Origin of the sequence: Erwinia sp. LJJL01 (assembly GCF_047300805.2) — a bacterium.
Lineage (GTDB): Bacteria > Pseudomonadota > Gammaproteobacteria > Enterobacterales > Enterobacteriaceae > Erwinia > Erwinia aphidicola.
The window spans coordinates 292,699-308,352 of the sequence record NZ_CP178576.1; the positions used below are offsets into that span (position 1 = coordinate 292,699).

The 15,654-nt window shown below is 58.6% G+C and carries 12 protein-coding genes and 1 pseudogene; 5 read left to right on the top strand and 8 right to left on the bottom strand.

Annotated elements, in window-relative coordinates:
* Nucleotides 1-11: 11 nt before the first annotated feature.
* Entirely contained in the window at nucleotides 12-1,142 is a 1,131-nt protein-coding gene (gene nrdB, locus ACLI4M_RS02120) for a class Ia ribonucleoside-diphosphate reductase subunit beta (protein WP_048915471.1), read from the top strand.
* A 5-nt stretch (nucleotides 1,143-1,147) separates the two neighbouring features.
* A complete protein-coding gene (yfaE, locus tag ACLI4M_RS02125; protein WP_048915470.1) occupies nucleotides 1,148-1,408 on the top strand; it encodes a class I ribonucleotide reductase maintenance protein YfaE in 261 nt (86 codons plus the stop codon).
* 87 nt (nucleotides 1,409-1,495) lie between these two features.
* Here the strand turns inward: yfaE and ACLI4M_RS02130 are convergent, their stop codons facing one another.
* The 8 genes from ACLI4M_RS02130 to elaB all read right to left on the bottom strand — a co-directional run bounded on the left by ACLI4M_RS02130 (nucleotide 1,496) and on the right by elaB (nucleotide 10,235).
* Nucleotides 1,496-2,686 carry a nicotinamide mononucleotide deamidase-related protein YfaY gene (locus ACLI4M_RS02130; RefSeq protein WP_048915469.1) on the bottom strand — a complete coding sequence of 397 codons (1,191 nt, stop codon included), beginning with the start codon at nucleotides 2,684-2,686 and terminating at the stop codon, nucleotides 1,496-1,498.
* Nucleotides 2,687-2,789: 103 nt separating this feature from the next.
* Nucleotides 2,790-4,184 (bottom strand): o-succinylbenzoate--CoA ligase, encoded by a 1,395-nt coding sequence (menE, locus tag ACLI4M_RS02135; RefSeq protein ID WP_208864909.1) that lies wholly within the window; start codon nucleotides 4,182-4,184, stop codon nucleotides 2,790-2,792.
* Entirely contained in the window at nucleotides 4,172-5,146 is a 975-nt protein-coding gene (gene menC / locus ACLI4M_RS02140) for an o-succinylbenzoate synthase (protein WP_133623214.1), read from the bottom strand. Before menC ends, menE begins: the two co-directional genes overlap by 13 nt.
* Nucleotides 5,146-6,003 (bottom strand): 1,4-dihydroxy-2-naphthoyl-CoA synthase, encoded by an 858-nt coding sequence (gene menB / locus ACLI4M_RS02145; protein WP_133623213.1) that lies wholly within the window; start codon nucleotides 6,001-6,003, stop codon nucleotides 5,146-5,148. Before menB ends, menC begins: the two co-directional genes overlap by 1 nt.
* A gap of 9 nt (nucleotides 6,004-6,012) precedes the next feature.
* The gene (menH, locus tag ACLI4M_RS02150; RefSeq protein ID WP_099754609.1) at nucleotides 6,013-6,777 is read right to left on the bottom strand and encodes a 2-succinyl-6-hydroxy-2,4-cyclohexadiene-1-carboxylate synthase; all 765 of its coding nucleotides are present in this window, start codon (nucleotides 6,775-6,777) and stop codon (nucleotides 6,013-6,015) included.
* Nucleotides 6,777-8,468, bottom strand: coding sequence for a 2-succinyl-5-enolpyruvyl-6-hydroxy-3-cyclohexene-1-carboxylic-acid synthase (gene menD / locus ACLI4M_RS02155; protein WP_133623212.1), 1,692 nt, complete (start codon nucleotides 8,466-8,468; stop codon nucleotides 6,777-6,779). The genes menH and menD overlap by 1 nt, the downstream gene beginning before the upstream one ends.
* Nucleotides 8,469-8,540: 72 nt before the next feature.
* Entirely contained in the window at nucleotides 8,541-9,797 is a 1,257-nt protein-coding gene (locus tag ACLI4M_RS02160) for an isochorismate synthase (RefSeq protein ID WP_133623211.1), read from the bottom strand.
* A 126-nt stretch (nucleotides 9,798-9,923) separates the two neighbouring features.
* Nucleotides 9,924-10,235: a stress response protein ElaB gene (gene elaB / locus ACLI4M_RS02165; protein ID WP_048915462.1), complete on the bottom strand. Its 312-nt coding sequence runs from the start codon at nucleotides 10,233-10,235 to the stop codon at nucleotides 9,924-9,926.
* A 331-nt stretch (nucleotides 10,236-10,566) separates the two neighbouring features.
* Here elaB and ACLI4M_RS02170 point away from each other — a divergent pair, with 331 nt between their 5' ends.
* The 3 genes and pseudogenes from ACLI4M_RS02170 (at nucleotide 10,567) to ACLI4M_RS02180 (ending at nucleotide 15,588) form a co-directional block, all read left to right on the top strand.
* On the top strand, nucleotides 10,567-12,222 hold the full coding sequence (locus ACLI4M_RS02170; protein WP_133623210.1) for a glucan biosynthesis protein D: 1,656 nt from the start codon (nucleotides 10,567-10,569) through the stop codon (nucleotides 12,220-12,222).
* Nucleotides 12,223-12,578: 356 nt separating this feature from the next.
* Nucleotides 12,579-14,932 (top strand): annotated as a pseudogene (locus ACLI4M_RS02175) (M23 family metallopeptidase).
* Complete coding sequence (locus tag ACLI4M_RS02180) at nucleotides 14,929-15,588, top strand: hypothetical protein (protein ID WP_253536803.1); 660 nt, start codon at nucleotides 14,929-14,931, stop codon at nucleotides 15,586-15,588. Before ACLI4M_RS02175 ends, ACLI4M_RS02180 begins: the two are co-directional and overlap by 4 nt.
* The last annotated feature ends 66 nt before the right edge of the window (nucleotides 15,589-15,654 follow it).

Sequence of the window (15,654 nt, forward strand, 5' to 3'; positions counted from 1 at the left end):
TGGACTGAATCATGGCTTACACCACATTTTCGCAGAATAAAAATAACCAACTGTTAGAACCGATGTTCTTCGGACAGCCGGTAAACGTGGCGCGTTTCGACCAGCAGAAATATGACATCTTTGAAAAGCTGATCGAAAAGCAGCTCTCTTTCTTCTGGCGCCCGGAGGAAGTGGACGTCTCGCGCGATCGTATTGACTATCAGGCGCTGCCAGAGCACGAAAAACACATCTTTATCAGCAACCTGAAGTATCAGACTCTGCTGGACTCCATTCAGGGACGCAGCCCGAACGTGGCGCTGCTGCCGCTGATCTCGATCCCGGAACTGGAAACCTGGATTGAAACCTGGGCGTTCTCTGAGACTATCCACTCGCGTTCGTACACCCATATTATTCGTAATATCGTTAACGACCCGGCGCTGGTCTTTGACGATATCGTCACCAACGAGCAGATCCTGTCACGCGCCAAAGATATCTCTGGCTACTACGACGATCTGATCGAAATGACCAACTACTGGCATCTGCTGGGTGAAGGCACGCACCAGGTGGCGGGCAAAACCGTGACCGTCAGCCTGCGCGCGCTGAAAAAGCAGCTCTATATCTGCCTGATGAGCGTCAACGCGCTGGAAGCGATCCGCTTTTACGTCAGCTTCGCCTGCTCTTTCGCCTTTGCCGAGCGCGAACTGATGGAAGGCAATGCCAAAATCATTAAGCTGATCGCCCGCGATGAAGCTCTGCACCTGACCGGCACTCAGCATATGCTGAACCTGCTGCGCAGTGGGGAAGACGATCCGGAAATGGCCGAGATTGCTAAAGAGTGCCGTCAGGAGTGCTACGATCTGTTCGTGCTGGCTGCCGAGCAGGAGAAAGAGTGGGCGGAGTATCTGTTCAGCGGCGGTTCAATGATTGGCCTGAACAAGGATATTCTGTGGCAGTACATTGAGTACATCACCAACATCCGTATGAACGCTGTTGGTCTGGATCTGCCGTTTAAAACCCGCTCGAACCCGATCCCGTGGATCAACTCGTGGCTGGTGTCCGATAACGTGCAGGTTGCTCCGCAGGAAGTGGAAGTCAGCTCTTACCTGGTCGGACAGATCGACTCTGAAGTCAACGCCGACGACCTCAGCGACTTCGAACTGTAATTCTGATGGCACGCTCTACCATTACGCTGCGCACCACCGGTGCGCAGCTTGAATGCCATGATGAACACCCTTCCCTGCTGGCTGCGCTGGAATCGCACCGCGTCTGCGTGGAGTATCAGTGCCGCGAAGGCTACTGCGGCTCCTGCCGGATGCGCCTGTTGAAAGGGGAAGTGAGCTACAGCGCGAAACCGCTGGCCTTTGTGCAGCAGGGTGAGATTTTGCCATGCTGCTGTAAGGCCGAGGGTGATATTGAGATCGAGCTGTAGAACGGGTCGGGCATGCCCGACCCCTACACGATCTGGCGTAGGGGCTGACCTTCTTTTTCGGTCAGCCCGTATTGAAACGCCCAAATCTTATAACGTTTCCACCACATCTATCCAGCCATGCCCGGTGCTGACGGACTGACCGTTCAGCCAGCGGCGCAGCATATTCATCGCCAGCATGGCCACCATATCCTGCCGTGCCTTCAGATCGTGACGGTTGACGTTGAACTTCACCTTCTGGGCAAAGGTGCCATCCGGCGTGTGCAGCGCAAAGCCTAAACGATCGTCCTCAATGCCGCCCACCAGCAGCGCCACAGCGGAACCGCTGCTGGCTGCCAGCTGGCGCGCACGCTCGGCCATGTTCTGCAGCGGCTCGGCCTGATTCGGCAATATGTTGCCTGCGGCCAGCGCGGCGCCGGCGGAGATCAGCTGCCACTGCAGCAGCCCGGCGCTGAACTGTTCACTGACGGCCAGCGTAAGGTTGCGCGCCTGCAGACGGCGCGCCAGCTGCTGCGGTAAGGTCTCAAATCCTTCGAAAATCACGCTGTCGCCCGCTATCTCGCGCACCTGCTGCCAGAACTGCTCCATTTCCGGCAGTTTTTCCGCCGGGCCGTTCAGCTTCAGTTCGATAATCGGCATCGAGGCGCGATAGCCCATCACCACGCCTTCCGGCAGCGGCAGCGGTTCAATGTCGGATGCCAGATCGCTCTCGCCACGGCCAAAAGTGGTCATGCGCAGGCAGACCGGCGGCTCTGGCAGCTGATAACGGGCTTTCAGGCGCGGCAGGATCTGGTCCATCACCATCACTTTATATTCGGAAGGGACGCCGGGGGTGAAGAAGATCCAGCAGCGGTTAAGCTGCATGGCGAAACCGCAGGCGGTGCCGACCGGATTGTCGATCATCTCGGCCCCTTCCGGGATCTCCGCCTGCTTACGGTTGCTGGCGGCCATCGCCTTGCCGCGGCTGGCGAAGAAAGCTTCCATTTTAGCCAGCCACTCGGGGTGAATTTTTAGCGCCACACCGGCGGCGGTCGCGGCGGCCAGCGCGCTCAAATCGTCGCTGGTCGGGCCAAGACCGCCGTTGACGATCAGCACGTCAGCCACTTTGCTGCGTTCAGTCAGCACCGTGACCAGTTCCTGCAGGCTGTCGCCCACCGTCTGGCGGCTGGTCATCGGTAAACCGTGCTCGAACAGCACTGTCGCCAGCCAGGCGGCGTTGGTATCGACGATCTGGCCGTGCAGCACTTCATCGCCGGTTGCGAGCATTTCCACTCTTATCATGTTGTTCTCCGGTGTACTCAGGGCATAACACGGTGGACTGTGTCCCGTAACTGGTCGTGGTGCCGTCGCAGTGCCAATCTCACGCACAGTTATGGAACACAGTCTAGGAAGCCCTTTGCGGAAACACAACGTCAATTTCCTGCTGCTGCTGCTGCGCCACCCACTGCATCAGCCGGCGGCGCGATGGCTTGATGCCACCGCAGCCGAGCGCTGGCAGCGTATACCACTTAACCGGGCGCTGCCAGGCAGCCAGCTGCGGCAGCGCCCATGCGGCCAACGGTGCCATTGCCACCCCGTCATTCACCAGCGCCACCGGCCGGCTGCCGTATTCATCATCTTCCAGCGCGACCACGACTGCCTGCGTCACCTGCGGATGCCGCAGCAGCAGGCGCTCAATCACTTCCGGCTGCACGGCTTCTGCGCCACAAAAAAACAGGTTATCCCGCCGGCCAAGAACGCAGAGTTCATCCAGGCGCCACGCACCGAGATCGCCGCTGTGCAGCCAGCCGTCGGCATCCGTCAGCGGACGCAGCTGACCCTGCTGCCAGTAACCGAGCGCCAGCGTGGGCGAGCGTAGCCAGATCTCACCGTTGATAATCCTGACCTCCTGCCCGTCGAGCGGCTTCCCGACGCCCGGACGGTCGTCTGCACGTTTGGCACTGACGGTCGAGGCGCTTTCCGTCATGCCATACCCGCAGAAGCAGCGGATGCCCGCTGCCTCCGCCCGCTGCACCAGCTCGCTGGCGATAGCTGCGCCTCCCAGCAGCACCGAGCGCAGCATTGCCGGGCGCTCCGGCTGGCGCAGCAGTCGCCACAGTTGGGTTGGCACCAGCGAAGCAAAACTGCTGCGCGCCAGCGCGGCGCTAAACCCGGCACTGTCCGCCAGCGTTAATGTCGCCCCGCTGACCAGCCAGCGCCAGAGAATGCCCAACCCGGAAACGTGAAACAGCGGCAGCGACAGCAGCCAGCGGTCGCGCGCGCTGAACTCCATCAGTGCGATCACCGCTGCAGCACTGTGCAGATGGGCCGCAATCGTGTGCGCTGCGGCTTTTGGCAACCCGCAGGAACCCGAGGTCAGCGTCAGGGTTGCCAGCGCTGCCGGCTGCCAGGGGTGAATAAAATGGCCTGCGCGCCGCAGGTGCAGCAGCGCAGGCGGGTTCAGGCAGCCAGCGCCTGCGCTGCCGACGCTGAAATCGGCGCGGAGGTTGGGTAACAGCATTTCCAGCTGGCTGTCCGGCAGCTGGGGATTAAGCGCCAGCACCCGGGCGCCGCAGGCGAGCAGGCTTAGCCAGCTCACGACCGCCTGCAGACTGTTGGCACTGCGCAGTATCACCAGGTTACCCGGCTGCACGCCCTGCTGGCGAAACCCCTGAGCGTGCTGGACAATTTCCTGCTCCAGCTGCTGCCAGCTGAGCGTGACGTCACCCGCATCGATGGCCTGCGCCTGCGGGCATCTGCGCGCCCAGTGACGCCACGGCCAGTCAGTTAGTGCTGCCACAGACATGTTAAAATCTCCCTGTCGGTCACGGGCACCGCCACGGGTAGCGCACTGCCGGGCCAGCGGCGCAACAGCTGCTGCTGCATCAGCTGCAGCGTGTCGAGCCCGGGGATGATGCCCGGCGTGAGCCAGTGTGCCAGCCGCGCCAGCTGGGTCAGACCGAGGCTCGACTCCAGCGCGCTGCTGATTACCGGGGTTAATCCCTGTGATTTGGCCCATGCCACCTGCTGCTGCACGCGCTGAATGCTGCCGGTCAGCGTTGGTTTGATCACCACCGCGCTGACGCCCGGTGCTGCTGCCAGCGGCCCCTCGCGCAGGCTCTCATCCCAGGCAACAGCGATGGATGCTTGCTGGGCAAATGCGAGGCTTTCCGCCATGTTGCGGCACGGCTCTTCGATAAAGGCGATGCGCCCGCGCAGCTCGGGTGAGACGTAGCGGGCAAACTGCAGCGCTTTTTCCAGGCTCCAGCTGCGGTTCGCATCCAGCCGCAGCGTCAGGTTGGGTAGCGCCTCCAGCAGCAGGTTGGCCTGCATCCCGTCGCGCACCGCTTCATACAGCCCAACTTTCATTTTTGCCAGCGGCTGCGGCAGCTGGCGCAGCCGCTGGAACAGCTCATCCGGGTCGCCGCTGCACAGTAAGGCGGTACGATACTCGCCTGCGGCGGGCAGCGTGCCATCCAGCTCGGCAAGCGCACAGCTGATGCCAAATGCGACGGAAGGCAGATCGCTCTCTGCGGGATGAGAACCGGCGCGCCATGCCGCCAGCCAGGCACGGCAGGCCTGCTCTGCCTGCGCGGGCGTTTCCACGCTGAACTCTGGCAGCGGCGCAATCTCACCCCAGCCCTCACCGCGTTGGTCACGCAGCTGGATCAGCAGGCCCTGGCGCGCTGTTAACCGCTGATGGCGCAGCACGACCCCCGCTTCCAGCGGGATCTGATAGCGATACAGTGCGACCGCACGCATCAGGGATTGCGCCGGAAGTGGCTGAAATCGGGCGAGCGTTTTTCATTGAAGGCGTTGCGCCCCTCCTGCCCCTCTTCGGTCATGTAGAACAGCATGGTGGCGTTGCCCGCCAGCTCCTGCAGCCCGGCCTGGCCGTCACAATCGGCATTGAGCGCCGCTTTCAGGCAGCGCAGCGCCATCGGGCTGTTCTGCAACATTTCGCGGCACCAGCGCACGGTTTCCTGCTCCAGCTGCGCCAGCGGGACGACGGTGTTCACCAGCCCCATCGCCAGTGCCTGCGGTGCGCTGTACATGCGGCACAGGAACCAGATTTCCCGCGCTCTCTTCTGCCCGACAATGCGCGCCATATAGGCTGCGCCCCAGCCGCCGTCGAATGAACCGACCTTCGGGCCGGTCTGACCAAACTGTGCGTTATCCGCTGCGATAGTCAGATCGCACATCATATGCAGTACGTGCCCCCCGCCGACGGCATAGCCGGCTACCATTGCCACCACCGGCTTCGGGCAGGTGCGGATCTGGCGCTGCAGGTCGAGCACGTTGAGGTGATGCACCCCGGCATCATCCTGATAACCGCCGTAATCGCCGCGGATTTTCTGATCGCCGCCCGCGCAAAACGCCAGTTCGCCCTCGCCGGTGAGGATAATCACGCCGACCGCCGGGTCGCGCCGCGCGTTATCCAGCGCCTGCTGAATTTCGCTAATGGTCAACGGGCGAAAAGCGTTGCGCACCTCCGGGCGGTTAAGGGTAATTTTTGCTATGCCGTCGCTCGACTTGTGATAGCGGATATCGCGGTAGTCCGCTGCGCAGTCGTGCCATTCGACGGGTGCCGTCAGCAGGCTTTCATCGGGGTAGATCATCGAAGTTCCTTAATGATAATTGAGCACGCGAGCGAGCTGATGGGCAAAAGCCAGCGGGTTCGCCAGGTGAGAGTTGTGGCCGGCAGCGGGGATCACCGCCGGGGGCAGCGCGGCCTGAAGCGCCAGCTGCAGGAATTTTTGATCCCACTCACCGCACAGATAGCGGAACGGGAAACTTTTCTGCCGTAGCTCCGGCAGGAGCCACGGCTGCGCCGACAGCGACGTGGCCTCCAGCATCGCGGCCAGCCCTTCACCGCGATTATCCAGGCGGCGAGCCACCAGGCGCTGGCGCTCAATCGGGGTCAGCTCGGCAAAGACCGGCTGCTGATACCACTGGCACAGCGCCTGCTCCAGCGGCTGCTGGCGAAAGCGCTGCGCCCAGCAGAGATCGTGCTCCCTGCGGGTCGCGCGCTCTGAGGGCGAAGCGAGGCCAAAATGTCCGGCTTCGACCAGTAACCCCATCAGTCCCTTCCCGGCATGGCGGCAGGCGTGGTAAAGCGCCAGCCGCCCGCCGAGCGAATAGCCAATCAGCCAGTAGCGCTTAACCTGGTGATAATCCAGGGTGGCGTTAAGCCGCTGCGACAGCTCATCAAAGCCGTTAACGCTTTGCGCGCGCGAACCACCATGCCCGGGGAGATCAACGCTGAGCAGCGGCCAGTGGCTGAAATAGCGCTGTACCGGCTGCCACTCCTGCGCGCTGCCGAGAAAACCGTGCAGCCAGACCAGCACCGGGCGCGTGCTGTGATGATGCCCCTGCCAGTGCGCATGGAGCATCACAGGGTCACCACTTCTCTGGCGCAGCAGGCCAGGGTTTGCGCGCCGTCATCGCCATTGACCACCACTTCGACCAGCGTGACGCCGCCGTTAAAGCCCTGCTGCACCGCCTGTTGCAGCGCCAGCCAGCTGGCCACGCGCTGGAACTGCAGACCAAACAGCGCCGCCGCATGGCTGAAGTCCGCCTGCGGCGGCAGGGCAAACAGCGAAGCGCGCTGCGCAGGCGGCGTCGGCAGCAGCGAGAAGATCTGCCCTCCCTGATTGTTGACCACCAGGATCACCACCGGAGCCGGGGCCTGCAGCAGCAGCGCCAGGCTGTTAAGATCGTACAGCGTGGAGAGGTCGCCCAGCAGCACCAGCAGCGGCTGGCCGTTGCCGCGCTGGGTGCCCGCCGCCGTCGCCAGCAGGCCATCAATACCGCTGGCACCGCGATTGCAGTACACCGGATATCCGGCCGGCAGCGAGGCAAAGGCATCCACCAGCCGGATCGACAGGCTGTTACCGAGAAACAGCGCGCCTTTTTCCGGCAGCAGTTCGGGCAGACGATGCGCCAGCTGCGCCTCGCCGAAGTGGTGCAGATGCTGATGAAGATAGCGCCGGGTGCGCTGCGCCAGCGCATCAAGCTGCGGGCACCAGGGCTGGCGCGGCTGGGCCGGATGGTGCTGTAACCAGCGATCGCTCTGCACTTCCATCCGCCGCCCGCGCGGGCATGCCGGGTTACGCTGGCCGGGCAGAGGATCAACATGCCAGTAGCTCTGCGCCCGGCAGTTGGCCTGGTAGCCGAGCAGGTTTTTCCCGGTCAGGCTGCTGCCAAACTGCAGCACAATCTGCGCGGCATCCAGCGCCCGCTGTGCATCGGGATGTGCCAGCCACAGCGCGGCGGCCGGTAATGGTTGCCCACATTGCGCAATCACATCACCCAGCAGCGGCCAGCCCAGCTCTGCGGCCCACTGCCCCACCAGCACGCCCTCGGCCGCCGTCATTCTTCCCGCAATCACCACGCCACGCTTCTGCCGCCAGAACAACCAGTCGGCTTCGGTCGGGATATTCACAGTGCGAGCGTAATGCAGCCAGGGATCCCGGCTCTGCCACCAGTCGCCCAGCGCCTGCTGCCAGCCAGGGAAATCATCGCTCTGCTCAGCGTACAGCGGCTCGGCAAACGGACAGTTAATATGAACCGGACCGTGACGCGGGTTTGCCAGCAGCGTATCCAGCGCGCTAACCAGCCAACGCGCCGGGATCTCCGCCGTCGGGCGCGGCAAATTGAGGGAGCCTGCGAGGTGAGATGCAAACAGGCCAGGCTGTTCGGTCGCCTGATTGGCGCCGCAGTGGATCAATTCTGGCGGGCGGTCGGCGCTGATAATGACCAGTTTTTCTCCGGTCAGCTGCGCTTCCACCACCGCCGGATGCAGGTTCGCCACCGCCGTGCCGGAGGTGACAATAATCGCCACCGCCTGGCGGGTTGATTTCGCCAGACCCAGCGCCAGAAAGCCCAGCCCGCGCTCGTCAAAATGGGTGTGGCACACCAGCTTTTGGTTTGCCGCGGCGGCCAGCGCCAGCGGCGCCGAGCGTGAACCGGGTGCAATGCAGACGTGGTGGATGCCGTGGCGCGTGAGCGTCTCCAGCAGCACCTCTGCCCAGCAGCGATTAAACGCTGCCTGTGAACTCCCCTGCGACCTCGTTTGCTGCATAGCCACTCCGCATCAAAAACCCTGCTGCTATTATAAGCAGCTGTTCTGCGCCCTTTTTGATTTGAACCCGTATTACGCCGGGTTTTCACCACTGAATAAGCAGCCAAGCGTCGCTGCCTTATGCTCAACTTCCTGCCACTCCCGCTGCGCATCGGAGCCGCTGACAATGCCCGCTCCGGCATACAGCCGCGCCTGATTTCCCCGTACTTCGGCACAGCGCAGCACCACCGCGAACTCACTGTGGTGCAGGGAGAGATAGCCAATTGACCCGCTGTACCAGCCGCGCTGAAATGACTGATGCTGATGAATGAACGCAGCGGCCGCGCGGCGCGGTAAGCCATAGACGGCGGCGCTCGGCTGCAGGCGGGACACGCAGCGTGCGTCATCGCTGTGGCGCAGCGTGGCGTGAATGCTGCGCCGCAGGTGCTGCAGGTGACGCAGCGGCAGCAGTTCCGCAGCCGCGACGTCGAGCGCCGTCACCTCATCGGCCAGCCGCTGGCGGATATCCTCAACCACCAGCTGGTTTTCCCACTGATTTTTACCGTCGGTCAGCAGGCCAGCCTCAGCAATATCGGCGGTACCCGCCAGGGCTTCGCTCCACAGTTCCGTGCCATGCCGGGCATATAATCTTTCCGGGCTGGAGCCTGCCAGTGCCCGATCTTCGGCGGTGGCCAGCATAAAGTGATAACAGCGCGGGTTGATCTGCTGACTGGCGGCCAGCAGCGCTGCAGCTGAGAGCGGCTGCGCGCAGGTGAAATCACTGGCGCGGGCCAGCACGACCTTATCCAGTTCGCCAGCGCGAATGGCCTGCAGGGCGCGCTCAACCTGCTGGCACCAGCCGGATTTATCCGGCTGCGTATTGACGCTGATTGCGCGGGGTAACGGTGGCAGCGGCTGTGACGGCAGCAGGCCGTCGAGCCAAGCCAGCAGGCGCCGGGCTTCCTGATACAGGGAGGTCTCGCTGAGTAAGTGAAGGCTCAGCCACTGCCCGCTGTCGTCCTGTCGCAGGCTGAGGATCGGCAGAAACAGGTAGCTGTCGCCATCGACGGCGTTCGCCCCGACCAGCTGCCAGTGCGGCGGGAGTGCGTGAAGTCGTGCGGTCGCCCGATCCATCGAGCGGCAAACATCCCGCGCCCCAAGCGCCATTAAGGTGCTCTGCCCGCAGCGCGACTGCCAGTAAAACTGCGGCCAGCAGCGCTGGCTACCCAGCCACGCCAGCGCGTCGACCTCCCCTGACAGAGAGACGCGTAGCTGCAGCGCGCCGGGGGCATCACTCGAAATCTCAATAAGCTGGTCACGCAGTTGATGCAGCGCACGGACGAACGGCAAGGGAACCTCGGCAGTAAACGGGCCAGGCGCACATTTTAATGAAGGGAAAAACGGGGAATATTGATCTCAGTGGGGCAGAATGAAAACAGGCGCCGAAGCGGCGCCTGAATCACGAGCAATTAACGCTTAGCGTCGAGCCAACAGCAGCCCGACGACCAGGCCAAGGGTGGCACCGACGCCAATACCCTGCCACGGTTTATCATGCACATACTCGTCGGCGCGCGTGACAGCCTGCTTAGCGCGCACATAGTAGGTATCAGACGCGTTGCTGACGCGGGATTTCACTTCATTCAGTGATTTTTCCGCTTTCGCTTTCAGCTCCATGTATTTCTGGTCTGCCGGGTCGCCCGATGATTTCAGTACTTGTTCCAGCGTTTCAGTCAGTAACGCCAGGTCGTCATCCAGTCGAGTTTCATGTGGTTCAGTTGTTGTTGCCATTTCCATTCTCCTTGGGCGAATAACATACGTTGATAACTATAGACAGTATTTGCCGCTCTGCCTGGCTAAAGCGACCAGGAATGCGCTGAGAATCGCGCAGAAGGTTGCCATAAGGCGCGTGTATTTGTGCTTCAGGCGCGGTAAACCAACGAATAAACACGGGAAATCACTGCGGCAGTTAGATTTATCTGATAAATTTTGCGTGAACTGAATTATCAACCCGGCTCGCTGTCGTAACTCCCTGTAACCGGGCTAAATCCGGCCAAGCGAATGCGTGCAAACGCACGACAGTCACTACAAACTCCGTTCACCTGAGGAAATTATTTCCGGCATGAATCGAAGAATGTTTATGAAAGCGTCAATGGCATTCGCTACCGTAAGTGGGATGTCAGGACTCTCCGCGTTATTCTCCCAGGCTGCCTGGGCGGAAGATGGGATTGCCGACGGAACCGCTAAGCGTTTTGACTTTGACGTCCTGAAAAAAATGGCTGCCGGCATGGCAAAACAGGCCTATGGCGGCGCTCCGGCCCCGCTGCCGGAAACGCTGGCAACGCTGACTCCGCAGGCCTATAACGAAATCCAGTACGATGCAAACCACTCGCTGTGGAACGGCATTGACAATCGTCAGCTCGACGTTCAGTTCTTCCATGTGGGCATGGGCTTTAAACGCCGTATCCGCATGTTCTCCGTTGACGGCGCCAGCCGTGAGGCGCGTGAAATCCACTTCCGCCCGGAGCTGTTCAACTACAACAATGCCCACGTGGATACTCAGCAGCTGGAAGGCAAAAACGACCTCGGCTTTGCCGGTTTCCGCGCGTTTAAAAAACCGGAACTGGCAAAACGCGACATCGTTTCGTTCCTTGGCGCCAGCTATTTCCGCGCGGTAGATGAAACCTACCAGTACGGGCTGTCGGCACGCGGCGTAGCGATCGATACCTTTACCAGCAAAGAAGAGTTCCCGGACTTCACTGCCTTCTGGTTCGAAACGCCAAAAGCAGACGACACCACGTTTGTGATGTATACCCTGCTGGATGGCCCAAGCTGCACCGGCGCATTTAAATTCACCATCCACTGCGAAGAGAAACGCGTGGTGATGGAAGTGGAAAACCACATTTATGCGCGTAAAGATATTCAGCAGCTGGGTATCTCTCCCATGACGACCATGTTTAGCTGCGGCAATAACGAACGCCGCATGTGCGACACCATCCATCCGCAAATTCACGACTCCGACCGCCTGGCGATGTGGACCGGTAGCGGTGAGTGGATCTGCCGCCCGCTGAACAACCCGCAGCGCCTGACCTTTAACGCTTATCAGGACGAAAACCCGCGCGGTTTCGGCATGTTACAGCTTAATCATGACTTCCAGGATTATCAGGACGTGATTGGCTGGTACAACAAGCGCCCGAGCCTGTGGGTTGAGCCGGTCGGCAAGTGGGGCAAAGGGGCGATTAACCTGATGGAGATCCCGACTACGGGTGAAACGCTGGATAATATCGTCTGCTTCTGGCAGCCGGCGGACGCCATCAAAGCGGGCAGCGAACACAGCTTCTCCTACAAACTTTACTGGAGCGGCCTGCCGCCGGTTCGTAGCGGTCTGTCACGGGTGAATGCGACGCGCACCGGAATGGGCGGCTTCCCGGAAGGCTGGGCGCCGGGCGAACACTATCCCGACGTCTGGGCGCGCCGTTTTGCGGTCGACTTCGTGGGTGGCGATCTGAAAGCGGCGGCCCCGAAAGGGATCGAGCCGGTGATCAACGTCAGTGGCGGCACCCTCAAGCAGGTTGAGATCCTCTACGTCGAGCCTATCGACGGCTACCGCATCCTGTTTGACTGGTATCCTGACAGCGACTCCACCGCACCGGTGAATATGCGCCTGTTCCTGCGCACCAAAGATGAGACGCTGAGCGAAACCTGGCTGTATCAGTATTTCCCCCCACCGCCGGACAAGCGTAAGTATATTGATGACCGCGTGATGACGGCGGGTTAAATAAGTTAATTGACTGGCCAGAATACCTGGCCAGTCTGATGATATCTAATCAATAATGTTTCATGCTGAAATCTCAGCGTTGTTAACCCCCTCTTGTGATTACTGTCGGCATTAGCGCAATTAATGCCTGTTCATTAATTAGCCGCGCGTGATACTTTTCCCACTCAGATTGAGAGGAAATCCAGGAGGGATACCATGTCGTTACACCCGTTGATCCATATTGCGTCTTTTACATCTTCACTCAATTCCCGCTTTCGATTAAACGTCCTTGTATTAAATCAACAACCTTCAAAATCGACTTTAATGCATTTCCTCAATGCTTTAGCGACCAGCGGTATCGACGAGAGGGTGAATAAATGATTATCAGCCCCCCGATGCTGCGTGATAAAAACTACGGCGAAAGTGATATTGACTGGGTGATGCGTATGATCCCCATTGCCCCTCAGCGTAACTATCCGATTAACACCCATCAGTCATGGCACGGCGGTGTGCATCTCAGGCACGCAGACAGTGGGCCCAGGCCCGAGTATATCCGCGCGATTGCCGATGGAACGGTCGTATCCTTCCGCCCGTCGAACCTGGATATGCGTGATAAGCCACCGCTGAATTATAACGGTGGTTCTGACTGTGGTTATGTCTTGCTTAAACATGAAACGGAAACGGGCAGCGGTGAACAGGGCAAGGTGACGTTTTACTCTCTGTATATGCATGTGAAAGATATTTCCGATGCAATGCAGAAAAATGACCGAATTTACCGCAAGGACCCACTGGGCACCGTCGGACGGGTTGATGCCCGGAATGGTGTTCACTTCCAGATATTTGTGACGATGCCAATCTGCAAAAATTAGTCGGTCGTACCACCCCAGAACTGGATATCAGCCACGATGGTCGCCGGGACGTGGTATACGGCGATATTCATTTTTACCTGCCGCCAGGCACCCGATTCTATCCATCACGACCGGATAACAATGCCCCGCAGTCACGTGAAGATGCCGTTTATCAAAGTGAGCAACCGCTGTACGTCACTATGGCCTTTGAACAAGGCAACGGCAGTATAACCACCCGCTGTAAGGTTCCTGCTCCGGGTGTGGGTTATGCAGAAGTGGGTGAAACACTGGTTAATGCGGATGTGGACGATAATGACGGAGGGTATGAGTCGCTACTTTACGATCTGGCTAAAAAGTTATATCCAGATAATCCTTCAGCCGGTTACGAACTGCTGCGCTTTGGCCGAATTATCCATCCCGATCGTGAAACGCTGATGCCCGATAATGCGCCATTATGGCGCACAGTTAACTACCCCGGCGGGCACGGATGGGTCAATATTGCTGCGGCTGAAATCAAAAAATTCAGTGATGCGGATTTCCCGCACTGGCTGGGCTGGCTGCTGATTGATGACGATCCCGATGATAACAGCCAGTGGAATTCACCAAGCCTGTTCGCGATGAACGGCGAAGACTTAAGCCGCACTATCTGCCACTTTCCGTTTGAGTGGAACGAAGACAGCGTAGAAACCCGCTATAGCTGGCTGAAATCGCAGGAAATCGCGACAAGCATAGCCCGCCGCCAGGCTGTGCATCGCGCACAGACCACAGACAGCGGGGAGCAGAGCGATACATCATGGCACTCCTCCAGGTTGGAGGAGTTTGATAAACCAGTTACTGCGCCCTCCGCCTGGGAGCTGGCAGCCAGCCAGGTGGTGCTGGCAGAAGATGACTGGGATAAGCTGATCGCCCATGCCAGGGCACTGTGCTTTAACAGCACAGCGTGCGGGCTGCCTGCCGGGCGCGTCTGGCACTTTGAGCCACGCCAGTTTATTGCTCATTTTCGCCGCTGTTCCTGGTTAAGTAAGGCTGAATTTAAGCAGACTATCCCCTCTTATGCCATGCGCCTTGTCGGAAAAATTTACCACTGGGAACCGGTCCATCTTAATGAGGGGGATGGTTCCGTCTTCTCACTGCATTATCAACAACTCAATATCGCCATGCGTAAATACGGTATTAACACCCCGTGGCGCATGGCGTGCTTCCTCGGGAATGCCTGCCAGGAGACGCAGTGGTTTAGCACCACCGCGGAAGGCTACCGCTACAGCAGAAAAAGTGCTTTAAGCGGGCAAACGGAATATTACAACGCCTGGTACTATCCGTGGCACGGGCGCGGATTTTTACAGCTGACCAACCCTGACAACTATTTTAGCTATTTCAGCTTTCGCGGTTACCACTATCCGCAAGCTATCCGCAACACGCTGGTGGCGGCCTACCGCCGTATAGCGAATAACCGTGCACTGCGCGACGGTGATACCTCGCTGTATGATGAGAACCAGCCGGAGCTTAGCACAGAGATTATCGGCTGGCGTGAACAGGTTAACACCGGGAGCTATCAACCAGCTGACAGTGCGGGGTTTTATTGGGTTAAAGCGGGAATGGCCGCCTATGCCGATCAGGAGCACGTTCTGGAACGTCAGCTAATCTCAACGATCAGAGGAAGTAAGGTCTACTATCGCAGCCTGGCCTTCTGGCGGGCCAGCGCAGCGGTTAATCTCCCGACAAAGGTTGATAGAATAGATTATTCCGGCCTGAATGGTTTTGATGCACGCTGCTGCGCCTATGGTAATGCTCTTTCGGTGCTTACAGAAATAAGGTTCCCTGACTCAGAAAACCATTGCACGGTGGAAAACCCCGAATCCAATCAGTTGAGGAGGAATAAATGAAAGCGCTAATTTTTATATCTATAATATTAAGTTTCGCCGTCCATGCAGCTATCACACCAATGATTAAATTTCCTGAGTCATTCAATGAAAAAAAATACTCACCCCGGACCATTAGAGAAATTTCATTTGTACATTACATCCAGGAGTCAACTGCATGCAATAACGCAACATTTAATGATTACTACTTCCCCGCAAGAAAGAAATACTCCTGGCCCAGCCGAGGAGATGAACCTGAGACAAAACCCATAAAAGAGTGGTTTTGTCTTTATGCTAATGGCATCCGTGAAGCGGGGTATGACGTTAGCGTAAAGCAGAAAGTTGTATTCAGCACAAAAAATAACAGCTGGGAGCTGAGAAAAAGCGCTTACATCCATAAAGACCATAAAGAAAAAAAATATATTCCACTCAAGCTGTACAATATCCAGTCAACACACGCCAAAGGATTTATGGTTGTTGATGAAAATATCACCGAAGATAATAAGTCACAGCTGGGAGATAAAAACCTTAAAAAGAAAATCTATTTTTGCATGATTCAAAACAGCTCTGGATTGTGCGGATTTGGTAATTTAATGATAAACACTGATGGAAAAGAAGTCGATCTCACCCCTTACTTTCTGAAGTCACTGGAAAGTATGGAATTAGGCGTTAAAGAGTAAGTCATTATCAGTATTTCCCACCACCGCCGGACAAGCGTAAGTATATTGATGACCGCGTGGTGACGG